We start from the raw sequence: 23963 nt of genomic DNA on the forward strand, positions 1-23963 counted from the left end.
CGATCAGGGAATTGCAATATAGCGCTCCACCACTTTTCAGACAGGGCATTCCGGCCTTACTTAAACTGATTGTCTGTCTGTCAATCAGCATCGCTCTGATGCTGATTGATTTTCGTTTCAAGCCTCTCGATCCCATTCGCAACAACGTCAATTGGGTTTTGCGTCCGCTTGAATATGTCATGATGACACCGCGTAATCTATTTGAAGCAGCATCGGAATATTTCACTACACGCGCTACGCTTGATCAAGAAAACCAAGTGATGAAAGCTCGCCAAGCTGAGCTCTCGCTTCTTGCTAACCAATCCGAATTTTTGATGGTAGAAAATCAAAATTTGCGTGAGTTGATGGCACTACAAAAACAGCTTGCCTTTAAAACCTTACCCGTTGAGATTCTGTTTAATCCACCCAATCCAATCTCACAGCGCATTGTCATCAATCGCGGAAGCAATGATGGCCTCAAACTTGGCAACCCTATTGCCAATGACTCCGGCATCCTTGGGCAGGTAGTAAGGCTATATGAGCGCTCTGCCGAAGTTTCCTTATTAGAGGATCGTGATTTCGCAGTTCCAGTACAAGTTGCCCGCAACGGACTGCGTGCAGCGGTATTTGGGGCTGGGCGCAGCAATCCGCTGGAACTGCGTTATTTACCAGTGGCCAGTGATCTAGAGGTCGGTGATATTTTGCTTACCTCAGGCATTGATGGCGTATACCCCCCTGGATTTGCTGTGGCAGTGATTAGCAAAATTGAGCGCAACGCTGATAAGAACTCGTCGAATGTATTTTGTGTCCCTGTAGCGGCTGTCAACCGCTATCGTCAAGCCTTGGCATTTTTGTATGACCCCCAATTCGATGCTAAAGCGCCCGTCGTGAATACTAAATCGCTTACTGACGCGCCCTTAACAAACACACCAGGTCGTCGCCAAACGCGCTCGCGAGGCATGCAATGATCGATCTTCAGAGTGGCTACATTCTGCGTCCGGTAAATCCGGTCTTCATTTATTTCAGCTTATTTTGTGCGCTGCTATTAAACCTTTTACCAATTGGTAATTACGGATGGGTACCAGACTGGCTGATTCTTTGTATTGTGTTTTGGAATATCCATCAGCATCGCTATGTCAGCGTCATCACTGCCTTTATCCTCGGCTTATTAATAGACGTGCACAACTCGGATCTTTTAGGTCTGCATGCGTTTAGCTATTCATTAGTTGCTTATCTAGCGATCTCTTGGCATAGAAGAATTATCGCGCTCAGCGTCCTGTCACAAGCCCTGCATCTTCTGCCCATCTTCTTACTAGCCTCTTTATTTCCGGTACTAGTACATTGCTTACTAAGCGGAGAGTTCTATTGGTGGGCCTTAACAGGGGCAGTTCAAGCGCTAATTGAGGCAATGCTTTGGCCATTAGCAACGCGCATTTTGTTGTGGCCACAACGTCGTCCAATTGACGTCGATCACAATCGGCCACTCTAAGAAGCTGTATGGTTTCTTATAAAAAACCTGACCTCGACTCATTTCAAGAGCGCATTCATATTGCGACCCTATTTGTCACTTTTTGCTTCTTACTCCTAATAACTCGCTTGGTATGGTTGCAACTTGTCAGTCATGGAAAATATGTTCTTCTCGCTGAAAGCAATCGCATTGCCTTAGTGCCGGCACCCGCCAATCGAGGGCTTCTGATTGATCGAAATGGCATTGTGATTGGCAGAAACTACTCGGCCCTGACTTTAGATGTCAATGCTGAAGAAGTGAAGGGGAACGTTGACCAACTCATCAATGAACTTTCAGAAATCATTGATATTTCCCCCAGAGATCGCCGCAATTTCAAGCGCTCCCTAGAAGACTCCCGAAACATGGGTACTTTTCCCCTTCGTTCGATGCTCAATGAGGCTGAAACTGCTCGTTTTATGGCTAATCGCTATCGCTTTCCTGGAGTTGAAGTCCGTGCCAGAAGCTTTCGTGAATATCCCTATAACGAATTAGCCTCCCACCTCATTGGCTATATTGGGCGTGTCTCCCAAAAAGACAAAGAGAAAATGCAGGTAGAAATTGAAGGGGCAAAAGCGGATGATCCCGATGCATTACAAGCTTCCTTTTTGCCCGGCATTCAGTACGTTGGCAAGATTGGGCTTGAGCAAAGCTATGAGACGGTTTTACGTGGTACACCTGGTTACGACCAAGTAGAAATTACTGCCGGCGGAAAACCGGTGCGCACTCTTTCTAGTTCGCCATCAATACCGGGAAAGAATGTGGTTCTCTCGGTGGATATCAAACTGCAATATTTAGTTGAGCAGCTCTACGGAAATTTCCGCGGGGCATTTGTTGCAATTGAACCAGAAACTGGTGATGTACTTGCCTTTGTGTCTAAGCCAAACTTCAATCCAAATGATTTCGTAGAAGGCATAGATGCAGTCACCTGGAAGGAGCTTAATGACTCCCCACAAAAGCCTTTGTACAACCGTCCACTCAAAGGGATATACCCACCAGGATCAACCTACAAGCCTTTCATGGCACTGGCTGCATTAGAAAATAAGAAACGCACCCCTGTGCAAACCATTTCAGATCCGGGTTACTTTGATTTTGGTAACCACACTTTCCGCGATGATAAAAAAGGTGGTCACGGCATAGTAGATATGCAGAAGTCGATCGTTGAATCCTGCGATACCTACTATTACACGCTAGCTCGCGATATGGGCGTGAACATGATGCATGACTTTATGAAACCATTGGGCTTTGGTCAAATTACTGGCATCGATTTACAGGGTGAATCAAAAGGCGTACTGCCATCTACTGAGTGGAAGAAAAATACCTTTAAAAAACCTGAGCAACAAAAATGGTACGAGGGTGAAACGATTTCTCTAGGCATTGGACAGGGCTATAACGCCTTTACAATTTTGCAACTAGCCCATGCAATGGCAAACGTAGCGAATAACGGTGTTGTGATGAAGCCGCACTTGGTTAAAGCAGTTGAAGACCCGTTCACGCGCAACAGAGTCTTAACTACCCCTAAAGAAAGCTATCGCATTGATCTTAACCAAGACAATATTGAAGTCATTAAAAAGGCGATGGTTGAAGTGAATGTCTCTGGTACATCCGCTACGGCATTCAAGGGAACTGGTTATCAAGTAGGTGGAAAAACGGGTACTGCCCAGGTCTTTAGTTTAAATTCGAAAGAATATAAACATGGCTCCACTGCAGAATTTTTACGTGACCATGCTTTGTATATTGCATTTGCTCCCGCAGATAAACCAACAATTGTGATTGCGATGGTGGTTGAGAATGCGGGCTTTGGTGCGCAGTACGCTGCGCCGATTGCGCGTAAAGCGCTAGACTTTTATATAGAGGGCAAGTGGCCTAAGGAGATTCCTGAATGGACAAGAGCCCCTTAATAAAAATTAAAAGTTTTTTCTTTGGTATTTTTTCTGGGTTAGACCGCCAGCTAGGCCTTATTTTACTTGGCTTAGCAGCTATTGGATTTTTTACATTCCTATCTTCCAGTCAAAATACACCGGTTCAAATTGCCGATGAGTTGCGTAATCTCGCTCTCTGCTTTGTAGTGATGTGGCTTGTTTCGCGCATTCCACCCAAATGGTTGGAGATGGGTGCCGTTTGGATTTATGGTTTTGGGGTTGCCTTATTAATTGCAGTCGCGGTATTTGGATTAATTAAAAAAGGTGCACGTCGTTGGCTCAATATTGGCTTCGTTATTCAACCATCTGAGTTAATGAAGATTGCTATGCCATTAATGCTTGCGTGGTATTTTCACAAACGTGAAGGCATTCAAAAAACTTGGGACTATGCAGTTGCAGCAATTATTTTGGCAATCCCAGTGTTTCTGATTGCGCGCCAACCCGACTTAGGTACTGCACTGCTTGTTTTTGCTGCGGGCCTTTACGTCATCATTCTGGCTGGACTACCCTGGAAATGGATTCTCCCCTTTATTGGCATTGGAGTGATTGGTATATTACTGATCATTATTTTTGGCAGTACGATTTGTGTGCGTGATGTGGTGTGGCCTTTTGTGCACGATTATCAAAAACATCGCATTTGTACTTTGCTAGATCCTAGCAGCGACCCCCTTGGAAAAGGATTCCACACCATTCAATCGATGATTGCGATTGGTTCAGGCGGATTTTTTGGAAAAGGCTGGTTTCAAGGAACGCAAGCGCATTTGGAATTCATTCCAGAAAAACATACCGACTTTGTATTCGCAGTATTTTCTGAAGAATTTGGATTTCTTGGAAATCTCGTATTACTGGCACTTTTCTTTGCTCTGATTAAGCGCGGTTTAGCCATCTCTGCGAGTGCTCCCAATTTATTTACTCGCTTATTGGGCGCTTCCGTTACGTTAATTTTCTTTACCTATGCATTTGTGAACATCGGTATGGTAAGCGGCCTACTTCCCGTTGTAGGGGTACCCCTACCTTTTATTAGTTACGGGGGAACCGCGTTGGTCACACTGGGCTTTGGAGCAGGGATCCTGATGAGCATTCATCGCCATCGCCGCTTGGTACAAAGCTAGCCTTGGATAGGCGTACTTAGCTTCTGAAGTAATAAAAAAACCCGGCAGACCGGGCTTTTTTATTTGCCAAGGCAGAATTACTTCTTACGCTTGTTCACTGAATCTTTAAATGCTTTACCAGCAGAAAACTTAACAGTTTTAGCAGCGGCGATTTTGAGTGGCTCGCCAGTTTTTGGATTACGGCCCATACGTGCAGCGCGCTTACCAGATGCAAAAGTACCGAAGCCGATCAGTTGTACTGAGTCACCTTTGGTAACAGCTTTGATGATTGTGTCGATTGCAGAATTCAATGCGAATTCAGCTTTGGCTTTAGAAATCTCCGCGTCGTCAGCAATCGCTGCGATTAGTTCGGCTTTGTTCAAGTGAAGCTCCTTATAGATATTGATGTCGGCGCACATTGCGCTGACATGATTTTAACCACAAAAAATTACAAAAATAAAGCTGCGTTACAGCAATTTTTTATAAGCCCTACAAATTACTCATCCAAAACAGTAATATCGTAAACAAAATATTCTGTGTCTCCAAAACAGGTAGTTGGTAAACCAATATGTTGTTGATATTTTAGAGCTACTTTTTTGCCTAGATTAGCATTTATTTTTTGCGCCACAGCATCTTCACGCACCGTAAAGAGGAATTTTTCTGACATGGTGCCGGGCATAGAAACCATTGCCAATTCGCCTTCCCAAGTTTTACAGATATAGCCGCGATGTGAGAATTTCTGCACATATCCCGCACGTTCGCCGCTGCCATAACTCCAAGTGAGCATAGCCCAGGTATATACAGAAATACCGACTAACCCAATTAAAACAAGGCTTAAGAGCCATTTTGTAAACCCGTTCATAAGATCTTCCTTGATCAATCTACACATAAACCCTAATCAGGTCCATAAACCTATCAGGCCTAAGTATATGAGCATCTAAAGCTAAGAAATAGTCAATTAATCATCTACAGACAAATTAAAATAAGGGGGTTAACTCACTTAGATAAGCCCCATGCAAATTCGTCACGTCATCTTTTTTATTTTTGTAGCCTCAGCTATTTATGTGTATTTTAGGGGCAGAGTCAGGTTTGGGGTCGTGCGATCCCTCACAGACTATCAAGTCCTGCTAGCCCCTGTGAATACGCTTTTATATTTGTTTTCTAAGGTAAAGGCGAGCGCTTACATTCCCGTGAGCCAATTCCCTGAAATGCAAGTACTGCAAGATAACTGGGAAGCGATTCGTGAAGAGGCGCTTTCTTTAAATGCAGATGGTGCGATTGCTGTAGCTACCGGGTATAACGATATTGGCTTTAATTCCTTTTTCAGGACGGGTTGGAAGCGCTTTCATTTGTATTGGTATGGCAAAGATTTGCCTTCAGCTCAAGCCAGTTGCCCCAGAACAGTTGCATTACTAAAGTCGATCCCCTCAGTTAAGGCAGCCATGTTTGCCTCTTTGCCCCCTGGAGCAACGCTGGTTCGCCACCGCGACCCTTATGCAGGCTCGCTGCGCTATCACATTGGCTTAGTCACACCGAATGACCCCAAATGCTTTATTGAGGTTGATGGCGAGCGTTATCACTGGAAGGATGGAGAGCCTGTGATGTTTGATGAAACCTATATTCATTTTGCTGCCAACGAGACTGATCACCAACGAATTGTCTTATTTTGTGACGTGGAAAGACCCGTTTATACAAAGATAGTGCAAGCATTTAATCGTTGGTTTGGTAGAAACGTGATGAGTGCTGCTGCTTCACAAAACGTCGCAGGTGAAAAGGTTGGTTTTGTAAACGTGCTGTTTAAGTATTTTTACGAGCTCAGGGCGCAAGCCAAAAAACTGAAAGCCAAGCATCGCTCAGCCTATTACCTTGGAAAATGGGTATTGATCTTGGGTATTTTGTGGGCGATCTTTTGGTAATTTAGGGCTTTAAGATCTGAATAATTTGCTCTGGACTGATAGAGCCCCATATTTCAATCCGTTTATGGCGGCTATTTTGGCCAGAGATAAATTGAATTTGTTTTTGCGGTACTTTTAGTTGCTTCGAAAGCCAGGCCAGTAGAAATTCATTGGCCTTATTTTCCAAAGCAGGCGCTTGGAGAGAAATCTTGAGGCATCCATCATGCAAACCCACCACCTTGGTTTGCTTTGCGCCAGGCTGGCAGTGCAAATTCAGCGTAATTCCGTTAGGGGTTTGTTTTAACCAAATAGGCATCATGAAAGTACTTTAAACTTAAATTATGAGCAAACCGAATTCTCAAGCCCTCGAACAGCTATTTGTGAATAATCGCGCATGGGCAGAAGACATGATTGCCCGGGATAGTGACTTCTTCAAAAGGCTCGTTTCCCAACAAGCCCCAGAATACCTTTGGATAGGCTGTTCAGATAGTCGAGTACCAGCAAATGCGATTGTGAATCTCGATCCAGGCGAACTCTTCGTTCATCGTAATGTAGCAAACGTTGTAGTTCACACCGACTTGAATTGCTTGTCCGTCATTCAGTTTGCCATCGACCTACTCAAAGTCAAGCATATCTTGGTTGTCGGTCACTATGGATGCTCTGGCGTGCATGCTGCATTAGCCGATAAACGCGTAGGCCTAGCCGATAACTGGCTACGCCATGTAAAGGACGTGCATCAAAAACATGAGCGCTACTTAGGTGAGCTAATACCAACACCTAAACGCCAAGATCGCTTATGTGAACTGAATGTTATCGAGCAAGTGGTGAATGTATGCGAAACAACCATCGTGCAAGATGCTTGGGCGCGCGACCAAGACCTTACAGTCCATGGCTGGACTTATCGATTAGAAACTGGTCTTGTCAACGACTTAGGAATGTCGATCAGCTCAACTGAAGAGATGCAAGAGCGCTATATCAAATCCATCAAGCGTTACGATTCAGAGCAAAACCCATTTGCTTAAGTCGTTCTTCAATTCTGTTGCAGTTTGCCTTCTCAAGCTGTTATCACTTCTTCCCTACAGGCTATTAGTATCAATAGGTTATGGTCTTGGCTATATAGCAGCACGTATTCCAGGGGATAGAAACAAAGTAGTTAAAACAAACTTGCACTTGTGCTTTCATAATCTTAATGCCTCCGAAATTGACCAACTCAGCAAACAACACTGGCGTTTGCTCGGCAGAAGCATTGTGGAAAAAAGCATTATTTGGATGGGAAGCGTTAATCAACTGAGTCGTATGATTGAAGTTAAGTCTGCGGTTGATCTTTCCAGCAAAAAACCTCGCATACTGGTGAATATGCATTTCACTGGTATCGAGGGAAGTATTATTTTGAGTGCGCTTGCAAAACAAAAACACTGGCCTCGCACCTCGGGATACTTTCAGAGAATGAAAAATCCGTTTTTCAATAAAAAAATAGTTGAGTGGCGTAATCGCTTTGGGGGCAATTCAATTGATCGCCAAGGAAGCTCAAAAGAAATTATTCGAGAAATACGCAATGGGAACTTCATTATCATTGCCCCCGATATTGATTTAGGTCTGAAAGATTCTGAATTTGTGCCATTTTTTGGAATTGAGACCAACACCATTACCGCGGTATCACGCTTAGCCAAGATCACGGGTGCGGATGTTTGCATGATGACTACTACTTTAAAAGCAGATGAGTCAGGCTATCTATGTGAGATTAGCGCCCCTCTAAAAGACTTTCCAAGCTCAGATGCCACGATAGATACAGCTCGCTTAAATCAGTATTTTGAAGACACTATTCGGCTTCGCCCTGCTGAATACTATTGGGTTCATAAGCGCTTTAAAAACCGTCCTAACAACGTAGCTAGCCCCTATAACCCTTCAAATTGAAGACCTTTTGTCCTATCATTGAAAAATGACCGAACGTATTGGGCTATTTGCCGATCTTCATAGCAATCTAGAGGCTTATGAAGCCTGTATCGCCAGAGCTGAAGAGCTGGGTGTAACCCGGATGGTTTTCTTAGGCGACCTAGTGGGCTATAACGCAGATCCGGTTGCCTTACTCGATCGTATTGCAGGACTAGTAGAAGCCAAAAGAGCCATCGCTATTTTGGGAAATCACGACGAAGCTGTTTTTAAGGACTGCCGCACCCAAATGAATGCCAGCGCCAATGCTGCTATTGAATGGACCAAAACTCAACTCAAGGAAAGTCATATTGAGTTTTTAAAAAACTTGCCCTTGATTGTGAATGAAGAAAAAATGTGTTTCGTTCATGCTTCTGCTTATAAACCCGCTGAGTGGAATTACATTACCGACAGCATGAGTGCATGGCGTTGCGTTCAAGATTCTGGCAAGAGCTACACCTTTGTAGGGCATGCTCATGAGCAAGCCCTTTTTTATCAAAGCGCTGTAGGTAAGTTGATTCGCTTTGCCCCACATCCTGGTGATGAAATCCCAGTCTTACAGCACCGCCAATGGGTTGGTGTCGTTGGCTCCTTAGGGCAGCCAAGAGATGGAAATCCAGAGGCGTGTTTTGCAGTTTTTGAACCAGAATTAGAGGTGCTCACTTTTCATCGAGTGCCCTATGACCATTTCACGGCTGCCGATAAAGTTCGTCGCGCAGGCTTGCCAGAAGATTTGGCGAACCGTTTAATTACCGGCAAGTAAAAGTCAATGGCAATCAATACCGATATTGAGGCGGTTGATGATATTTTTCAAGAAGGCAAAGTTGTTGACGGCTTTGTTATAGGAAAAGAAGTTCATCGAGGGGGCATGGCCAGTCTTTTCACTGCCACCAAGGAAGGCATTGATCTTCCGATACTACTGAAGATCCCTCGCGTCGGCAGAGATCAGCCTGTTGAGAGCTTAATTGGCTTTGAGACAGAGCTCACGATTCTTCGCTCTTTGAAAAGCCCGTTTGTTCCTCAATTTTTGGGGGCTGGAAATATGGCTACTCGCCCCTATATTGCGATGGCAAGAGTGGCAGGGCAACCGCTCGAAGATCTCATTAAAGAGGGCAAAATTTTTACGATTGAGGAGGTAGTACGGATTGCTGCAGACCTAGCTCAAGCAGTTCAATCCTTGCACTCTCAAGATGCTATTCATCTGGATATCAAGCCAGACAATATTCTGATTGATGACACAGGAAAGTTAACCTTGATTGACTTTGGCTTGTCACATCATGCCCGCTATCCTGATTTGCTTGCAGAAGAAATGCGCAAGGGCGTTGGATCGGCGCCCTACATCTCCCCAGAACAAGTAGCGGGAATTCGTTCAGATTCACGCAGTGATATCTACTCCATTGGCGTCATCATGTATGAGCTGCTCACTGGTGAATTGCCTTTTGGTAACCCACAGACCATGAGTGGCTTGAGAAAACGGATGTGGGCAGAACCTTTTCCGCCCCGCGCAATCCGCAAGGAAATCCCCCGCTGGTTACAAGAGGTTGTTTTAAGATGCTTAGAACCGCGTGCTGCTGATCGCTACCAAAGTGCCGCCCGCTTACGTCAAGTGTTGCGTGAGCCTGAAGGCATCACCCTTACAGAACGGGCTGATCGAGTTGAGCCCCCTAGCTTTTGGGAAAACCTGAAAGGCATGTTTAAGGCGGCTGGCTATGAACCATCTCCTAGTCCACGCCCCAGTATGGGTAATCATGATGCCCCTTTGATGATTGCTGCAATTGACACTCGCCAATCTGATGAAGACTTGCGCGAGCTCATGCAACTCACCGCTAAAAATTTATTGCATGCCTATCCAGAAAGTCGCTTGGTATGTATTAGTACGATTAGCAGCACTCCTACATTTGAAGGCAATCAAGAAAATGAAACCGCCAGTGGAATTGTGCGTGGCCACTTGGTGCAACTAATGGAGTGGGCCAAGCCTTTAAAGTTACCCCCTGAGAGAATTTCTTATCACGTGCTAGAAGCCATGGATCCGGCCTCACGCATTGTGGAATTTGCTAAAGATAATGATGCATCCCTGATTTTAATTGGTGCTTCACACAAGATGCCTAACAAAGTGACGCCTTGGAGAACTTCCATGACAAAGATTGCTGAGGAAGCTCCCTGCAGCGTTCATATTGTGAGAACCTAACTTAACGCATTTTGTCTTGCTTTTGATCTAAGAAATATTCAGGATCCTGAGCCTCAATCCAACTATCTCTATTCAGGGCTGCCGTTAATTGCTTTTCATTTAACTCACCCGTCCATTTGGCCACAACAATTGTGGCTACGCCATTCCCAACTAAATTAGTCAAAGCACGCGCTTCAGACATGAAGCGATCAATTCCCAAGATGATTGCTAAGCCAGCCACTGGAACATTCCCAACGGCAGAAAGGGTCGCGGCTAAGACAATGAAGCCGCTACCAGTGATCCCAGCAGCTCCTTTTGAGGTCAGCAATAAGACCAGCAAAAGCGTTATTTGTTGAGTGATCGTCATTGGGGTATCGGTAGCCTGAGCAATAAAGACTGCGGCCATGGTTAGATAAATAGAAGTGCCATCTAGGTTAAAGGAATAGCCAGTTGGAATAACTAAACCTACACAACTCTTCTTGGCGCCCAATAACTCCATCTTCTCCATCATGCGCGGCAAGACCGATTCAGATGAGGATGTGCCCAAAACAATCAAGAGCTCTTCTTTAATGTAGCGTACAAATTTGAAAATATTAAAACCATTTAGACGCGCAATGGTTCCGAGCACAATGAAAACAAAAAGTAGGCAAGTAATGTAAAAAGCGCCCATCAATTTGCCTAAGGAGAAAAGTGAGCCAACACCATACTTGCCAATGGTGAAGGCCATTGCACCAAAAGCACCAATCGGTGCAAATTTCATAATGATGCCAATGATGTCGAATAAAACATGGGAGGTCTTTTCGATCAAATCAAATACCATCGTTCCCCGGCCACCAAATCGATGTAATGCAAATCCAAAAAGTACTGCAATAAAAAGTACCTGTAATATCTCGCCTTTTGCAAATGCATCTACAACAGTATTGGGAATGATGTTGAGTAAAAATTCTGTGGTGGTGCCCATCTTTCCTGGGCCTGTATATGCAGCAATTCCTTTGGTGTCCAAGCTGGCAGGATCAATATTCATGCCGGCGCCTGGCTGTAATACGTTCACCACAAGCAATCCAACCATTAATGCAATAGTGCTCACAACCTCAAAATACAAAAGCGCTAGTCCACCCGTTTTGCCTACTTTCTTCATATCTTCCATGCCGGCAATACCAATCACAACCGTGCAGAAAATAATCGGGGCAATTAACATCTTGATGCCCTTAATAAAGGCATCGCCAAAGGGTTTCATTTCTACGCCAATGGAAGGGTAAAAGTTACCAAGCAGAACCCCGATCAATACAGCCATAAGCACTTGAAAATAAAGGATTTTATAAAATGGGGGCTTTTTCATGGCAACAGTCATTTTGAATTCTCTTATTTTGTATTAAGGACTCGCGTAGTTTAGCCAGTTTGAAGTACTGCTTTGCACCATTTTAAGCTACCCTTTAACGGATAATGCAGTAATGGAAGAAAAATTACGGGTTTCTAAACTATTGTCTGAGCTGGGGCTGTGCTCACGTCGTGAAGCAGATTCCTACATTGAGCAAGGCTTAGTAACGGTAGATGGTGAAGTAGTCAATGAACTTGGCGTTAGAGCCTACCGCCATCAAAAAATTGAGTTGCAGTCTGGCGCCAAGGCACAGCAAGCATCTCGCATAACAGTCGTTTTAAATAAACCGGTTGGCTACATCTCGCATTTTGACGATGAGCAAGAATATCAACCAGCAGCATCTCTCATCACGCCTGAAAATTACTTTGGTAGCCCGCTCGATAAAGGTCGCAATCCTCGCTTCAATACCAAGGGCCTTGCGCCTGCGGGTAGGCTGGATATTGATTCCACCGGAATGTTGGTTTTAACCCAGGATGGTCGTATTGCCAAATTACTAATTGGCGAAAATAGTCCCATTGAAAAAGAATATTTAGTGCGTGTAGAGGGCAAACTCTCCTTTGAGGATTTAGATCGTCTAAAGCATGGCCTTTCTCTTGATGGTGTAGAACTCAAACCAGCGCAAGTCAGTTGGCAAAATGAAGATCAACTTCGCTTTGTATTACGAGAAGGTCGCAAGCGTCAGATACGTAGAATGTGCGAAATTGTCGGCCTGAAAGTGATTGGCTTGAAACGCGTCAGAATCGGACGTATCTCTCTAGGACCACTGCCACCTGGCCAATGGCGTTTTGTAAGGCCTGAAGAGCAATTCTAAGCAAGGCCGCCCGCTTATAATTGCGTCCAAACTAGATAAGCGCAGAATCACCATCGAAACTATTATCCCCAGCACCCCAGGTGCAGAAGTACTGAGACGTCGTAGCTTCGCCATCATCTCTCACCCAGATGCAGGTAAGACTACGCTTACCGAAAAACTGTTGCTCTATGCAGGAGCCATTCAAATTGCGGGTAGCGTTAAGGCACGTAAGGCTAGTAGGCATGCGACCTCGGACTGGATGGAAATTGAGAAGCAGCGCGGTATTTCTGTAGCAAGCTCTGTAATGCAGATGGAATATCGCGACTGCATCATCAACCTATTAGATACACCCGGACACCAAGATTTCTCGGAAGACACTTACCGTGTTCTGACTGCAGTAGATTCTGCATTAATGGTGATTGATGCGGCCAATGGTGTCGAATCACAAACCCTTCGTTTGCTTGAAGTGTGTCGTGCTCGTAATACACCGATTGTTACTTTCATTAATAAGATGGATCGCGAGGTAAAGCCTCCCATGGAATTGATGGATGAGATCGAGACTGCACTTGGCATTGAAGTCGTTCCATTTACCTGGCCAGTTGGTATGGGTAAATCTTTTGCTGGGGTAATTGATATTGCCAATATGCGTATGCGCATGTTTAAAGCCGGCGAAGACCGCGTAACTGAAGACTCACACGCCGTAGTAGACGTCAATGATCCAGGCCTTAGGGCACGCCTTGGAACTGATTTAGAAAATGCGTTGACTGAAGTGGCTCTTATTAAAGAAGCAATGCCCGCATTTGATCGGGCGGCCTTTCTGGCTGGTCGTCAGTCGCCGGTATTTTTTGGCTCTGCAATTAATAATTTTGGTGTTCGTGAAATTCTGAACACACTAGTTGAACTAGCGCCTTCACCCGGATCACGCAAAGCCCTGCAACGTGAAGTAAGTCCTGCTGAAAATAAATTCTCTGCTGTAGTCTTTAAGATCCAGGCAAATATGGATCCAGCCCATCGTGACCGCGTAGCATTTTTACGCATCTGTTCCGGCCATTTTCAGCGGGGGATGAAACTCAAGATTTGTCGCAACAACAAAGAAGTGCGTACCAATAACGCGTTGTCTTTCTTGTCGCAAAGACGCGATATTTTAGATGAAGCATTTCCAGGCGACATCATTGGCCTGCCTAACCATGGTCTACTCCGCCTAGGTGATACGCTTACCGAGGGCGAGCAATTGCAATTTACAGGCTTGCCATTTTTTGCCCCTGAAATTTTCCGCATGGTTGAGTCAGCCGACCCCTTACGCACCAAGCAACTCCGAACTGGCCTTATGCAGCTTGGTGAAGAAGGTGCCATTCAGGTTTTCCGCCCCATGGCTGGCGGAACCATGCTGCTTGGTGCCTTTGGTCAACTGCAATTTGAAGTGGTAAGTCATCGTCTACAAAGTGAGTATGGCGCAGAAGTACGGCTACTGCCTGCACGCTATAGCCTTGCTCGCTGGGTAAGCTCGGACGATCCCGTTACGCTAAAAAAGTTTATTCAAGAAAATATTCATCGTATGGCTGAGGATGTTGTAGGCGCCTCTGTTTTTCTAGCATCCCATAAATCAGAGCTAGATGTAGCACAGCAGCGCTGGGAGTCGATCCAGTTCCATGCCCTGAGGGAACATGCCGGCCTAATTTATCAATCAGATCTTGCTGGATAAGCTGCTTGCACCTAGTTGCGGGGTGGTTTGCAATCAAACACAACGAGTAACTGAGTATCGCTGCTTCTGAAGGAAGCAGCCTTACCGTACTGCGCGCAGTACGCGCCCGCTTTTTGCGTCAACTGTGCAATGGATTCGCCGCTACTATTCAAAAACGTAACGTGATTTGCATCCGATGCGTCTGTATAAACAGCAGCGCATCCCCATAATCCAATGATAAAAAAAATACTAGCTACATAGGCTTTCATATAAATCCTTTTTTGCTCTATAAATTACTTACGTGAGCCTATTTTCTCAACCAACATGGCTGTTACATAAGCTGCAAAAGGCCTGTAAATTAATATGCCAATGATGGCTACAGGATAGGCTACAAACCAGACCTCCATCCATGCTGCAAAGAAATTGTCTACGGCCCCAAGGCGTGCAAACGTAGTTGCCAGCGTGATGCTTAATGACATCAAGCAGCCCATGATGAGGGAGAAGATAAGTTTTGAGAGATTAATCATGCCTAATCATAGCGTCTGTACTTTTAAACTGGTATTCTGATTGGTGATCACTATTGTGCGCCCTAAATAGGGGGGTCTGATGAGCTAGCCTCTACGATTCATCACTCATTTTCCCTAGGAAAACTATGGCTGCAGGCCAAAACCAAAGAAACAGAAAAAACGACCCCATGCTCACCAAAACAGGCAAACCCCGCCTTGGGCCACTAAACGTAGCACAGCTCAATAAATTATTAGAAGCAAGCAATAAACCAAAAGAAAAAAGTAAGATTTTGCGAGCGATCAATAAGCAAACTATTGTTGCAGCCTAAATACCAAGCCCCAATGTAACGGGGCTTTTTTATTGGCTGAGCTCAAGTATTAGTGCCGTTTAACCAACATTCTTTTTCCTAAAATTACTGTTGACACAACCAGCACTGCAAACACTAAATTCATTGCTGTCATTGGATCCCCTAACAAAACGCTGGCAGCAAGCAAAGTACAAAACGGCTGAATGAGCTGCACTTGACTCACACGTGCAATACCTCCAATAGCAAGACCTTCGTACCAAAAGAAGAATCCTAAGAACATGGGGAATAGACTTAAGTAGACAAAACTAATCCACGCCACGCCACCAGCGTTGATGTATTCAGGATTAAACGTCAAAAAGCTTGCCACTATATTGACAGGTAAAGAAATCACGAGCGCCCAGGAGATCACTGCACGGGGATTCATTCTTCTAGAAAGTTCACCACCTTCGACATATCCCACGCAGGCACAGATTCCACCGAGCACCAACAAGCCATCGATATAAGTAAAACTTCCGGAGTTTTTTAGTAGCGCATAGATCACTACCAGCGCAGCCCCCATTAAGGAAACTAACCAAAAGCCTAAAGAGGGTTGCTCCTTAAAGCGAATGACGCCTATTACCGTCGTAGCCAAAGGCATCATGCCCAAAATGACCGCGCCGTGTGAAGAAGAGCCTTGCGTCATAGCCACGGTAGTAAAGATGGGGAAGCCAAAAACTACGCCCAAAGCAATGACGACATATTTACCAAAATCAATCTTGCTTGGTAAGGCTTCCTTTTTGTAAGCAAGATAGGCTAAAGCCACTAAGCCGGCAAAGGTAGCCCTCCCAAAGGCAATAAAGTAGGGGTTAAAGCTTAAGACCGCAATCTTACTTACAGGCAAAGTTAAGCTAAAAATCAGAATGCCAATAAATCCAATCAGCATTCCTTTGGTTTCTTTGTTCACTAAGGCCTTTTTGCTATTAATGAATTGATTGTATTAACAAACTCCAGGATCGAGTTGTAATATGCAGATATCTATTATGCAAACGAAAATTCATATACAAGCCCTCTATATTTCCTCAAACGCAGGGGCCCCGATGCAAGCCAAGACAACTGTTGAGGTAGAGGTGGGGCTTGGTATTAAAGGGGATCGCTATGCCTCTGGACTAGGTGCCTTTTCCGATAACCAGCCCCCCAAGATTAGGCACATCAGCTTAATCGCCAGCACCGGCATCGCTATTGCCAAGCTGTGGCTTGAGGGTAGTAATGAAACTCCTTTTACTGATTCTGAAACGCGTCGCAATGTGGTGCTTGACGGCATATCACCAAGCGAACTAAATGCCTTGGTTGGGCAAGCGTTTCAGTTAGGCGATATTTCTTTAAAGGGAACTGAACTTTGTGCACCTTGTGTGCGACCTGGAGAACTAGTAGGTAAACCAGGCTTTATGGATGCGTTTGATGGGCGAGGCGGAATACGTGCCGAGATCCTCAGCTCTGGACTTCTCTCAACTGGAGATGCATTACTCATGAATCATCAGCGCTCTAATGATTAGTTATAGCGATCAGGCTCCCATTACTGCAAAACAGGCCATCGATTTATACGAACGGTCTACCTTAGGTGAGCGACGGCCTATTAATAATGTGACTACGTTTGAGTTAATGCTCAAAAATGCTAATCTCATCGTTACGGCATGGGATGACGATAAATTAATCGGAATATCCCGCTCCTTAACTGATTTTGCTTATGTCGCCTACCTAGCGGATTTGGCAGTAGATGAACAATATCAACGAACCGGTATTGGTAAACAACTCATCGAAGAAACCAAAGCACGCCTTGGTCCTGAATGTATGATTGTGCTTCTAGCAGCCCCTAAGGCAAATGCGTATTACGAGCACTTGGGCTTTGAACATAACCCACGCGCGTGGACCCTGAAAAAATAATTACGTCTTTGGGAGGGTCGTATGACTACAACTCGATTTTGCTTAGTACGCCATGGGGAGACTGACTGGAATGCTGCGCGTCGTCTTCAGGGTCATACTGATATCAATCTAAATGCTCGTGGCTTAGTGCAGGCCAAGCAAATGGCGTATGCACTGAAGGCCACCAATCTTCAGTTTGATGTTCTTTATACAAGCGACCTTCAGCGCGCTAAACAAACAGCGCACGCGATTGAAGTACTTTATTCAACTACAGCAATAGTTCACAGCGCCCTAAGAGAGCGCCACTTCGGCATCCTTCAAGGGCTTACTACGGATGAGGCTCCACAGCATGAACCAGAGCTTTGGCAAAGCCATCTCAACAGAGATATTCATCAAGACTTGCGTGGTGGAGAGAGTATTCTGCAATTTGCTCAGCGTGTTCAAATGGCGCTTGAAGAAATTCGTCAACAGCACATTGGTAAAACTATTTTGTTAGTAAGCCATGGTGGTACGCTAGAGATGATGTATCGCGTTGCGAGCAATCAGGCCTTGGATACTGAAAAAGCCGTCACCGTTCCAAATGCATCGCTCAATTGGATTAGCCACGATGGAGCTGGCTGGAAAGTTAACGCTTGGGCAGACACTCGCCACCTCAAAGATCTCGCCTTGGATAATATAGATCTATAAAAGAGCATTTGTACCTGCTGCGGATTTACACTCGCCCTTCTTCTCAAAACAGTCGCTACGAACTTGGTAGTTTAGCCAATGGCTTAGGCGAATACCTCTAGATAGCCATGACTAGAATAGATATGCCAGAAATCAGCATCACCAGCTCCATCAACAATAGAAATCTTTTTTCTGGCAAGGCTAAAACAATCTTCTTAGAAAATATAGAACCGACCATTACACAACTGCCAATCAACAAGCCCTGAATAATGGCAGTTGTGTTTAAGAATCCAAGCTGATGAAAGGTAATGCCCTTGGTAAATAATATGGATAGCGTGCTAGCTGCTTCTGTGCCTAAAAAGGCACCCTTGGTGAGTCCATAAGCCAAGAAGAATGGGGTATTAATTGCCCCCGTCGTGGCAACAATCCCGGTTAGGTAACCAATGCCAGCACCCACCAAGCTCATCTGCCATAACTTTAAATAAAAGTTTTTTCTGCGCATCCATCTGCGAATCGGAATTAATAGGATTAGAAAAAGTCCGAGGGTAATTTCAACAAGCTGATCATTTAGTGTCACTAAAGTATTTACGCCCAATATCACTGCAGGGATTGCAGTAAGGCTATAAACAAAACAAACCTTCCAATTAATTGCGCTCCACCAGAGAAAAATACGGGAGAGGTTTGCGACGGTTGCTACTAAAGCAATTACTGGAATTGCCTGAATAGGCCCATAGAAATATACCAGCGCCGGCATCAAGATAATCGTGGTGCCAAAACCAATTACCCCACCCAGAACGCCAGCGCCAAGGCCTAGAAAGCCTAATACCAAGGCCTGAAGCAAAAGATCTGAAAGAATCATGCTTAAAAAATGAGCGCTCTAATCTTTATCTTTTGAATTGTGAGTATTCAAGTAGTCAATTACCCATGCCGGATCACTATCGCTAGGAAAAATAGGGTAATGAATCGCTTCAATCACCCCATTATGCGCAATCAAGGTAACTCGCTTTAGCAGCTTCATGCCAGCAGCAAGGAATGTAGGCATATTTAATGCTTTTTGAAATTGATAATCGGCATCGCTCACCACCGGAAATGGTAAATGCAGTCTATCGGCCATCTCTTTTTGATAATCAGTAGTTTGTACACTAAGGCCAATCACTTCTGCACCCAGCGCCTGTAGCTCCTGATAGTGATCCCTAAATGAACAACTCTGAGGCGTGCATCCCCTTGCCCCAGGAATCTGATCCCAGCCGTCTGGGAGCGCAATATTGGGTTGGCCCGTCATTGGGTAACAATAAATAACCAGCTTTCCTTTGATATTAGCCAGATTGATTGTCTTGCCACTCGTAGCGGTCAATGAAATATCTGGAAGTTTCATGCCTCTTAAATGAGCGGTAGAGCCATCATCCTCTGGAATAGGAAGATCTGTAGGGAGTTGATTTAAGTTGGTCATTACTTTCCTTCGGTACTCTTACGACTATTTAAAAGCATCCCCGGACAAGCCTGCCTCGGATAGAGTTTCTTTAATTGATCTAATGTCTTCAAGATGTCTAACTTTACGCCCTCATAAGCGCAATTAATGTCATTCTTGGCAAAAGATGGTTCTTTTAGATTTATAAAACCCCCTTAGGCATCCCAAATTTTAACCTTGATAAATATAGAATGGATATACGCACTACTTCACAATCTCATCTATATATCCTAAGAGCATGCACTAGAAATTCACTCAATTATTAACGACCCGGACTGGAAGCGCATCCTGATGGTGGCTTTTATAAAGAAATGTATCGATTCAAGGCCATTATTAAGAGTGAAAAGTTTTGACAAGAGTACCTACAGTAGCATGTACTACCTTCTTCTAGGTGATGATTTCTCATCTTGGCACAGAATTAAATCCGATCAAAATTAGCTGTTTGACCAAGGCTGCGATTTATTAATCCCCTTTTTGGCAATGAAAAATATCTCTTAAAGGTATTCCGCTGGGCTTAAACTCAAAAATTTTGCAGGATCCCATTTCAGTAAGCACTTGGTTTGTAGCTGAACCAGTAAATCAAGCTTCATTCAGCTTTATGAGTTTGGCTGTATCGCCTGGCTTTGAATTGGATGTTCGGAAAAATCTTTTAGCACAATTTGCTAATTCAAAAATATGCAAGTCTTAGAACGGCTCACAAAAAAATGGTGCTCCGCAAATAAAAACCACCCGAAGGTGGTTTTAGAAAATGGAACTGCCCCTTATCGACCCTGACAGTCTAATGGCATCTCTGAAATGGGCTTTTCCTTACTGAAGTCACAGTTAACCCCAACCGGTGAATATGTGCTGGCTAAGCATCCATTCAGGGCTGCCACCAGTAATGCTATGGAAGTAAGCCTCAATATTTTTTTCATACTCGCGCTCCAAAAAGTTTTCGCCATATATTCTCGCATACAGACATTAAACATCCAATATCTAAACCATCACCCCCCACCAGTACAGTCAGGATTTTTATCTTGGACAGGTATCCCAGTCAAACAATTAACGCCAACTGGAGACATAGTGCTTGCTCCAGCGCATGCCCCCAACAAAATAGTTACCGTAAATAGTAAGAAGGCTAGGTTAATTTTTTTCATTCTAACAATCCTTTATTGGCTAGCCAGTCTTAGCCAGGGTATTAGGACTAAATCTGGAAGGTTCTTATAAAGGGTCATTTTAAATCTAAATAACTCAACTCTCAAATATCATTTCTAATTAAGTTAATTTATATAAAACCCGGGCCAATAAAGTACTCCTCAAATGACCTCCAGCACCTTCCCAAGTGCATTACCTTCGTAATCGGGTCTACTACCGATCTCCTCAAAAGGGTGTCCCAGTCTATTCACCCAAAATACATCAAAGCCGAACCACTTAGCGGCCAGGGCATCCCAAGCATTGCTAGAAACAAAAAGAATCTCTTCTTTTTTGACGGGGAATGCCTTTAACAAGAGCTCGTAAGCCTGAGGTGCGGTTTTAAACAGACGAACATCTTCAACAGTGACTACTTTGTCTAGGTAAGGTTGCAAGCCATTACTCTCAACCACTGTAGCTAACATTTCTTTACTTCCGTTAGACAGGATGGCTGTAGAGATTCCTTTATCTTTAATAGCTTTAAGAACGCTTAGGCTATCTTCAAAACCTATAAGCTTGGCATATTGATCCATCAGTCGCTTCTCATATTCTGCAGTGAGTGCTAAACCCATCCGCTTACAGACATAACGTAAGGAACGAATAGTGAGCTCCCAAAATGGAAGGTAGTATTGACTTCCATTTGGATTTGGATCGCTCATGGTTACCAGGCGCGTGTACTCAATTTGACGATCACGCCACATTAAGGCAAATGACTGACCATTCCCAGGAAATAACTCTTCTGCGAGTTGACCCATGGAATACACATCAAACAATGTTCCATAGGCATCAAATGCAATTAGCTTATACATACTATCTCCGACTTTTTATTCTGCATTTCTATTGTCATTTAAAGCGATCAAGCCCAAAGAAAATACCCCGTATTTAACGGGGCATTTTTGTTTCCTCTTGACCCAGGACGGACTCTCCCTAGGATAGGGATATTTATCCCTAATTACTTATCGAGCTTTACAGTGACGCCACTAGCGCTGAGGTTTAATTGCAGACCCTCGGAAGTGCTTGTTAATCGCATAATGACGCCATTCTCATTCTTCAGAACTGTTCCTCCAACACCGCCTCCCAAAGTAATGCTACTTTCGAGCTTAGTAAATGTTCCAGGAAACTTAGCCAGGTCAGCTAAGTCATATACCTCACCGCTTGCGGATAACTTAGATACACCTACATTCGCCCCAAGACTCATTCCACTAATTTTGAATGGGTACTTTTTCCCTTGATAAGTGAGCACACCGCCACCAGTACTACCACCCACAATTAAAGCAAACTGGGTTTCATTAATGCTTACTGTACCTGATGGCTTTTTAGGAGCATCTGCGGCGCCAGCACCAAAACTTAAAATAGATAATCCCAAAATGAGAAACGAAAGAATTTTACGAATGCTTGTCATATAACTTCTCCATTGGCTATAGCCACAAATAATAGGGTTACAAAATTAGCAAAATTGCTCGCTTAAGCTTACTCCGGTTATTTAGGCAACACAAATAAAAACCACCCGAAGGTGGTTTTGGTGATTCTTAGTGGTCTGGGACGTCTATGTATAGGTTCTATTTTCTAACTACATCATGACAATCTGCTACAGGGCCGCTTGCCTTATTTGCAGGGTTTACCGACGTTGTTGCAAAGCAAAGGCTGATCTTATTGGCATCCGTCAACTTAAATGAATAAATACCGTCTTTGTCTGCCATTGCGCCACTCATAAGATCGCCGGCAAATGACCCTACGATAGGAATATTTCTTCCTTGGATTGTCAGCATTCCTGAAAAAGTTCGATTTTCTTGTCTATCAAATTTATAACTCACCTTTTCTTTTAAAAACCGAATTTCACCTGCTTTGCCGCCTGGATAATGAGTGCCGGCCCCAATGACGGCATCATTGGTTTCACCAACCCATGTCCCAATTACATTCGGGGCTTGCTGTGCCATTGCTGATGAAAATACTAAAAAGCTTAATAAAGCAAATAAGAGTTTCATATTCTGATGATCCTTGCCGTTGGGGTGGGATAGAAAAAATAGCTTCCTTACAAATCCTAACATAGGCCTTTCGTATCTTCCTCAAGGGCCAAAATAAAATACTCTCCCAAGTGGGCTATTGTGAATCTTGACAGCCTTGGGTGGAAGAAGCTTGATCCGAGGATGCTCTGTCTTACCGCGTTGGCGTGTCTCTAACTGGAGCGCCGATATTAGTGAAGCTCAGGATTTGCCAATAGCCGGCATTCTTTGTCAGCACATAAAAGCCCGTTAAGCGAAGAAATTCCTGACCATTAGCATCATAACGAGAGTACTCCATCTCTAATAGGGCGGAGTTGGCTCCTATGGATAGGGCTTAATACTTTTAACTTTCGAATATTTCCAGCCTGATTTTTTTAAGGCTTCATAGTCAATCGGTACGCCCTTGCTTTCCTGTACAACTAATTTACCGCTTTGGATTTTGACGTTAGGAAAATGATAAACATCTTCTAGGGCGGCGGTATTCTCCTCATTAAAAACTTTAATATAGTAAGTCAAAAGCCCCTCTGGAGTGAGGCTATCTTGGGGATGCGCATTGGCAGAGGAAAACACAAAAAACATACAAAAGGTGATTAGAACTTTTTTCATCAACCGCTCCTCTTGGGAAAATAAGTCACTAGATATTTGCAGATATTAACGAATAAATGAAAAAGTTACCCAAAGGCGGTCTAGTCTTGCCTGATACCCGAGGCAGAATCAGACCAGGAGTTCGTGACCAGCCCTGTCTATCTACTCATTCTTCAAATGCGTAACTTAAATCTAATTTCTGTGGCTGTAGAGTTTCATGAGGATATTTCAAAAAATTTTCACGGTGTCTTCTGTAGAATAAAAGCCCCTCTTTTAGGCTTGCTACTGTAGCGCCTTGTTCAATCATCTTGTCCCAGAGATTCCAATCCTCTTGGGGATGAGCACCATCTTCATACCTCTTTTGATAGCCAATTTTTTGCCCAAAAGCTGTGCGATACATCATGGATCCGTGGTGCTGTTCTTGGCGATCCCAATACAAATCGCCCTGATACGGTTGCGTCTCACCAGGAACCCGTAGCAAGATTTCTTCTTTTAATTCGCCAGTAACAACTATATCGTACGTAACGATATCAGTACTCGCATTTGATAAACGCTCTATGGCGTCTGAACGCAACCAATTATCAGCGCCAATAAATAGTACATACTCTGTATTTATCTTGGACAGTATGTCTTGAAAGTTTGCTACAACTCCCAAATTTTCCTGTCTTAATAGATATTCAATATCTGGATAAAGGCTTGGCAAATGATTGCAATCAAAACCGCCATCATCCACAAATAGAATTCTTGCAGGTTGAATTGTTTGAGAAAGCAACGACTCTATGCAATGGGCTGCAAGGTGTCCGTATTTATAGGAGGCAATAACGACAGTAATCATATTGAGTGGCATTAGAGCACGAAACTATGACATTCGTGCTCATAAGATCTAAGCTGGGAATTCCCCATCTAGGCCAAATGAAAATACCCCATATAAAGCAGGGCATTATTTGAATTTGGTAGCCCGGGGCGGAATCGACCAGGGCCTAGGATGACTGATCCAATCCTTACATTGAAAACAATAATCC

29 protein-coding genes are annotated in these 23963 nt (G+C 44.1%); 15 read left to right on the plus strand and 14 right to left on the minus strand.

The window, feature by feature from the left end; all coding sequences use genetic code 11:
• Positions 1 to 11 precede the first annotated feature (11 nt).
• From mreC to rodA, 4 genes are read left to right on the plus strand one after another with little or no spacing between them, the layout of a single operon-like run.
• Positions 12 to 947, plus strand: a complete 936-nt coding sequence (mreC, locus tag ICN45_RS06255) for a rod shape-determining protein MreC (RefSeq protein ID WP_216174586.1) — start codon at positions 12 to 14, stop codon at positions 945 to 947.
• Positions 944 to 1468: a rod shape-determining protein MreD gene (mreD, locus tag ICN45_RS06260; protein WP_216174589.1), complete on the plus strand. Its 525-nt coding sequence runs from the start codon at positions 944 to 946 to the stop codon at positions 1466 to 1468. Before mreC ends, mreD begins: the two co-directional genes overlap by 4 nt.
• 8 nt (positions 1469 to 1476) lie before the next feature.
• Positions 1477 to 3384 carry a penicillin-binding protein 2 gene (gene mrdA / locus ICN45_RS06265; RefSeq protein WP_216174592.1) on the plus strand — a complete coding sequence of 636 codons (1908 nt, stop codon included), beginning with the start codon at positions 1477 to 1479 and terminating at the stop codon, positions 3382 to 3384.
• Entirely contained in the window at positions 3366 to 4517 is a 1152-nt protein-coding gene (gene rodA, locus ICN45_RS06270) for a rod shape-determining protein RodA (protein ID WP_216174595.1), read from the plus strand. The genes mrdA and rodA overlap by 19 nt, the downstream gene beginning before the upstream one ends.
• Before the next feature lie 77 nt (positions 4518 to 4594).
• Here the strand turns inward: rodA and ICN45_RS06275 are convergent, their stop codons facing one another.
• Both ICN45_RS06275 and ICN45_RS06280 read right to left on the minus strand, forming a co-directional pair.
• A complete protein-coding gene (locus ICN45_RS06275) occupies positions 4595 to 4879 on the minus strand; it encodes an HU family DNA-binding protein (protein ID WP_048812313.1) in 285 nt (94 codons plus the stop codon).
• A gap of 113 nt (positions 4880 to 4992) precedes the next feature.
• Positions 4993 to 5358, minus strand: a complete 366-nt coding sequence (locus tag ICN45_RS06280) for a DUF8785 domain-containing protein (protein WP_216174598.1) — start codon at positions 5356 to 5358, stop codon at positions 4993 to 4995.
• Between the two features lie 157 nt (positions 5359 to 5515).
• Here ICN45_RS06280 and ICN45_RS06285 point away from each other — a divergent pair, with 157 nt between their 5' ends.
• On the plus strand, positions 5516 to 6412 hold the full coding sequence (locus ICN45_RS06285) for an aspartyl/asparaginyl beta-hydroxylase domain-containing protein (RefSeq protein WP_216175654.1): 897 nt from the start codon (positions 5516 to 5518) through the stop codon (positions 6410 to 6412).
• Between the two features lies 1 nt (position 6413).
• Here ICN45_RS06285 and ICN45_RS06290 read toward each other — a convergent pair whose 3' ends face one another.
• Positions 6414 to 6710: a DUF167 domain-containing protein gene (locus tag ICN45_RS06290; protein WP_216174602.1), complete on the minus strand. Its 297-nt coding sequence runs from the start codon at positions 6708 to 6710 to the stop codon at positions 6414 to 6416.
• A gap of 22 nt (positions 6711 to 6732) precedes the next feature.
• On the opposite strand from ICN45_RS06290, the gene can reads away from it, so the two are divergent.
• From can to ICN45_RS06310, 4 genes are read left to right on the plus strand one after another with little or no spacing between them, the layout of a single operon-like run.
• Positions 6733 to 7413: a carbonate dehydratase gene (can, locus tag ICN45_RS06295; RefSeq protein WP_216174605.1), complete on the plus strand. Its 681-nt coding sequence runs from the start codon at positions 6733 to 6735 to the stop codon at positions 7411 to 7413.
• Positions 7406 to 8305, plus strand: coding sequence for an LpxL/LpxP family acyltransferase (locus ICN45_RS06300; protein WP_216174608.1), 900 nt, complete (start codon positions 7406 to 7408; stop codon positions 8303 to 8305). Before can ends, ICN45_RS06300 begins: the two co-directional genes overlap by 8 nt.
• A 25-nt stretch (positions 8306 to 8330) precedes the next feature.
• Positions 8331 to 9083 (plus strand): metallophosphoesterase family protein, encoded by a 753-nt coding sequence (locus ICN45_RS06305; protein WP_216174611.1) that lies wholly within the window; start codon positions 8331 to 8333, stop codon positions 9081 to 9083.
• A gap of 6 nt (positions 9084 to 9089) precedes the next feature.
• Positions 9090 to 10508, plus strand: a complete 1419-nt coding sequence (locus ICN45_RS06310) for a serine/threonine protein kinase (RefSeq protein WP_216174613.1) — start codon at positions 9090 to 9092, stop codon at positions 10506 to 10508.
• Between the two features lies 1 nt (position 10509).
• Here the strand turns inward: ICN45_RS06310 and ICN45_RS06315 are convergent, their stop codons facing one another.
• Entirely contained in the window at positions 10510 to 11838 is a 1329-nt protein-coding gene (locus ICN45_RS06315) for a dicarboxylate/amino acid:cation symporter (RefSeq protein WP_304610116.1), read from the minus strand.
• Positions 11839 to 11938: 100 nt separating this feature from the next.
• Here ICN45_RS06315 and ICN45_RS06320 point away from each other — a divergent pair, with 100 nt between their 5' ends.
• Together ICN45_RS06320 and ICN45_RS06325 are read left to right on the plus strand one after the other, a co-directional pair.
• Positions 11939 to 12676, plus strand: a complete 738-nt coding sequence (locus ICN45_RS06320; protein WP_216174617.1) for a pseudouridine synthase — start codon at positions 11939 to 11941, stop codon at positions 12674 to 12676.
• Positions 12677 to 12740: 64 nt separating this feature from the next.
• Entirely contained in the window at positions 12741 to 14357 is a 1617-nt protein-coding gene (locus ICN45_RS06325) for a peptide chain release factor 3 (RefSeq protein ID WP_216175655.1), read from the plus strand.
• A gap of 272 nt (positions 14358 to 14629) precedes the next feature.
• On the opposite strand, the gene ICN45_RS06330 is transcribed toward ICN45_RS06325, so the two are convergent.
• Complete coding sequence (locus ICN45_RS06330) at positions 14630 to 14863, minus strand: DUF2798 domain-containing protein (protein WP_216174619.1); 234 nt, start codon at positions 14861 to 14863, stop codon at positions 14630 to 14632.
• Positions 14864 to 14988: 125 nt separating this feature from the next.
• Between ICN45_RS06330 and ICN45_RS06335 the strand changes: the two genes are divergently transcribed.
• Entirely contained in the window at positions 14989 to 15171 is a 183-nt protein-coding gene (locus ICN45_RS06335; RefSeq protein ID WP_216174621.1) for a hypothetical protein, read from the plus strand.
• A 49-nt stretch (positions 15172 to 15220) separates the two neighbouring features.
• On the opposite strand, the gene ICN45_RS06340 is transcribed toward ICN45_RS06335, so the two are convergent.
• Positions 15221 to 16093: a DMT family transporter gene (locus tag ICN45_RS06340; protein WP_216174623.1), complete on the minus strand. Its 873-nt coding sequence runs from the start codon at positions 16091 to 16093 to the stop codon at positions 15221 to 15223.
• Between the two features lie 61 nt (positions 16094 to 16154).
• On the opposite strand from ICN45_RS06340, the gene ICN45_RS06345 reads away from it, so the two are divergent.
• The 3 genes from ICN45_RS06345 to ICN45_RS06355 are packed head-to-tail and all read left to right on the plus strand — an operon-like array spanning position 16155 to position 17736.
• Positions 16155 to 16682, plus strand: coding sequence for an MOSC domain-containing protein (locus ICN45_RS06345; protein ID WP_255531110.1), 528 nt, complete (start codon positions 16155 to 16157; stop codon positions 16680 to 16682).
• Positions 16675 to 17070, plus strand: coding sequence for a GNAT family N-acetyltransferase (locus ICN45_RS06350; RefSeq protein WP_216174625.1), 396 nt, complete (start codon positions 16675 to 16677; stop codon positions 17068 to 17070). The genes ICN45_RS06345 and ICN45_RS06350 overlap by 8 nt, the downstream gene beginning before the upstream one ends.
• A gap of 21 nt (positions 17071 to 17091) precedes the next feature.
• Positions 17092 to 17736 (plus strand): histidine phosphatase family protein, encoded by a 645-nt coding sequence (locus ICN45_RS06355; RefSeq protein ID WP_216174627.1) that lies wholly within the window; start codon positions 17092 to 17094, stop codon positions 17734 to 17736.
• A gap of 97 nt (positions 17737 to 17833) precedes the next feature.
• On the opposite strand, the gene ICN45_RS06360 is transcribed toward ICN45_RS06355, so the two are convergent.
• The 8 genes from ICN45_RS06360 to ICN45_RS06395 all read right to left on the minus strand — a co-directional run bounded on the left by ICN45_RS06360 (position 17834) and on the right by ICN45_RS06395 (position 23776).
• A complete protein-coding gene (locus tag ICN45_RS06360; protein WP_216174629.1) occupies positions 17834 to 18574 on the minus strand; it encodes a sulfite exporter TauE/SafE family protein in 741 nt (246 codons plus the stop codon).
• An 18-nt stretch (positions 18575 to 18592) separates the two neighbouring features.
• The gene (locus ICN45_RS06365; RefSeq protein WP_216174631.1) at positions 18593 to 19165 is read right to left on the minus strand and encodes a peroxiredoxin; all 573 of its coding nucleotides are present in this window, start codon (positions 19163 to 19165) and stop codon (positions 18593 to 18595) included.
• A gap of 1001 nt (positions 19166 to 20166) precedes the next feature.
• Positions 20167 to 20319, minus strand: coding sequence for a hypothetical protein (locus tag ICN45_RS06370; protein WP_216174633.1), 153 nt, complete (start codon positions 20317 to 20319; stop codon positions 20167 to 20169).
• A 159-nt stretch (positions 20320 to 20478) separates the two neighbouring features.
• Positions 20479 to 21162 carry a haloacid dehalogenase type II gene (locus tag ICN45_RS06375; RefSeq protein WP_216174634.1) on the minus strand — a complete coding sequence of 228 codons (684 nt, stop codon included), beginning with the start codon at positions 21160 to 21162 and terminating at the stop codon, positions 20479 to 20481.
• 143 nt (positions 21163 to 21305) lie between these two features.
• On the minus strand, positions 21306 to 21755 hold the full coding sequence (locus tag ICN45_RS06380) for a DUF1134 domain-containing protein (RefSeq protein WP_216174636.1): 450 nt from the start codon (positions 21753 to 21755) through the stop codon (positions 21306 to 21308).
• A gap of 157 nt (positions 21756 to 21912) precedes the next feature.
• Positions 21913 to 22338 carry a hypothetical protein gene (locus ICN45_RS06385; protein ID WP_216174638.1) on the minus strand — a complete coding sequence of 142 codons (426 nt, stop codon included), beginning with the start codon at positions 22336 to 22338 and terminating at the stop codon, positions 21913 to 21915.
• Between the two features lie 339 nt (positions 22339 to 22677).
• Positions 22678 to 22962 (minus strand): hypothetical protein, encoded by a 285-nt coding sequence (locus ICN45_RS06390; RefSeq protein WP_216174639.1) that lies wholly within the window; start codon positions 22960 to 22962, stop codon positions 22678 to 22680.
• Between the two features lie 145 nt (positions 22963 to 23107).
• Entirely contained in the window at positions 23108 to 23776 is a 669-nt protein-coding gene (locus tag ICN45_RS06395; protein ID WP_216174641.1) for a glycosyltransferase family 2 protein, read from the minus strand.
• Positions 23777 to 23963 lie beyond the last annotated feature (187 nt).

The organism is Polynucleobacter alcilacus, assembly GCF_018881545.1.
In the GTDB taxonomy this organism is placed as follows: Bacteria; Pseudomonadota; Gammaproteobacteria; order Burkholderiales; family Burkholderiaceae; genus Polynucleobacter; species Polynucleobacter alcilacus.

Excerpts from the sequence above, each read along its gene's own strand:
- mreD (WP_216174589.1), top strand. The coding sequence starts at position 944 with ATGATCGATCTTCAGAGTGGCTACATTCTGCGTCCGGTAAATCCGGTC.
- mrdA (WP_216174592.1), top strand. The coding sequence starts at position 1,477 with ATGGTTTCTTATAAAAAACCTGACCTCGACTCATTTCAAGAGCGCATT.
- rodA (WP_216174595.1), top strand. The coding sequence starts at position 3,366 with ATGGACAAGAGCCCCTTAATAAAAATTAAAAGTTTTTTCTTTGGTATT.
- ICN45_RS06280 (WP_216174598.1), bottom strand. The coding sequence starts at position 5,358 with ATGAACGGGTTTACAAAATGGCTCTTAAGCCTTGTTTTAATTGGGTTA.
- ICN45_RS06290 (WP_216174602.1), bottom strand. The coding sequence starts at position 6,710 with ATGATGCCTATTTGGTTAAAACAAACCCCTAACGGAATTACGCTGAAT.
- can (WP_216174605.1), top strand. The coding sequence starts at position 6,733 with ATGAGCAAACCGAATTCTCAAGCCCTCGAACAGCTATTTGTGAATAAT.
- ICN45_RS06305 (WP_216174611.1), top strand. The coding sequence starts at position 8,331 with ATGACCGAACGTATTGGGCTATTTGCCGATCTTCATAGCAATCTAGAG.
- ICN45_RS06310 (WP_216174613.1), top strand. The coding sequence starts at position 9,090 with ATGGCAATCAATACCGATATTGAGGCGGTTGATGATATTTTTCAAGAA.
- ICN45_RS06315 (WP_304610116.1), bottom strand. The coding sequence starts at position 11,838 with ATGACTGTTGCCATGAAAAAGCCCCCATTTTATAAAATCCTTTATTTT.
- ICN45_RS06320 (WP_216174617.1), top strand. The coding sequence starts at position 11,939 with ATGGAAGAAAAATTACGGGTTTCTAAACTATTGTCTGAGCTGGGGCTG.
- ICN45_RS06330 (WP_216174619.1), bottom strand. The coding sequence starts at position 14,863 with ATGATTAATCTCTCAAAACTTATCTTCTCCCTCATCATGGGCTGCTTG.
- ICN45_RS06335 (WP_216174621.1), top strand. The coding sequence starts at position 14,989 with ATGGCTGCAGGCCAAAACCAAAGAAACAGAAAAAACGACCCCATGCTC.
- ICN45_RS06345 (WP_255531110.1), top strand. The coding sequence starts at position 16,155 with ATGCAGATATCTATTATGCAAACGAAAATTCATATACAAGCCCTCTAT.
- ICN45_RS06350 (WP_216174625.1), top strand. The coding sequence starts at position 16,675 with ATGATTAGTTATAGCGATCAGGCTCCCATTACTGCAAAACAGGCCATC.
- ICN45_RS06355 (WP_216174627.1), top strand. The coding sequence starts at position 17,092 with ATGACTACAACTCGATTTTGCTTAGTACGCCATGGGGAGACTGACTGG.
- ICN45_RS06360 (WP_216174629.1), bottom strand. The coding sequence starts at position 18,574 with ATGATTCTTTCAGATCTTTTGCTTCAGGCCTTGGTATTAGGCTTTCTA.
- ICN45_RS06365 (WP_216174631.1), bottom strand. The coding sequence starts at position 19,165 with ATGACCAACTTAAATCAACTCCCTACAGATCTTCCTATTCCAGAGGAT.
- ICN45_RS06370 (WP_216174633.1), bottom strand. The coding sequence starts at position 20,319 with ATGAAAAAAATTAACCTAGCCTTCTTACTATTTACGGTAACTATTTTG.
- ICN45_RS06375 (WP_216174634.1), bottom strand. The coding sequence starts at position 21,162 with ATGTATAAGCTAATTGCATTTGATGCCTATGGAACATTGTTTGATGTG.
- ICN45_RS06380 (WP_216174636.1), bottom strand. The coding sequence starts at position 21,755 with ATGACAAGCATTCGTAAAATTCTTTCGTTTCTCATTTTGGGATTATCT.
- ICN45_RS06385 (WP_216174638.1), bottom strand. The coding sequence starts at position 22,338 with ATGAAACTCTTATTTGCTTTATTAAGCTTTTTAGTATTTTCATCAGCA.
- ICN45_RS06390 (WP_216174639.1), bottom strand. The coding sequence starts at position 22,962 with ATGAAAAAAGTTCTAATCACCTTTTGTATGTTTTTTGTGTTTTCCTCT.
- ICN45_RS06395 (WP_216174641.1), bottom strand. The coding sequence starts at position 23,776 with ATGATTACTGTCGTTATTGCCTCCTATAAATACGGACACCTTGCAGCC.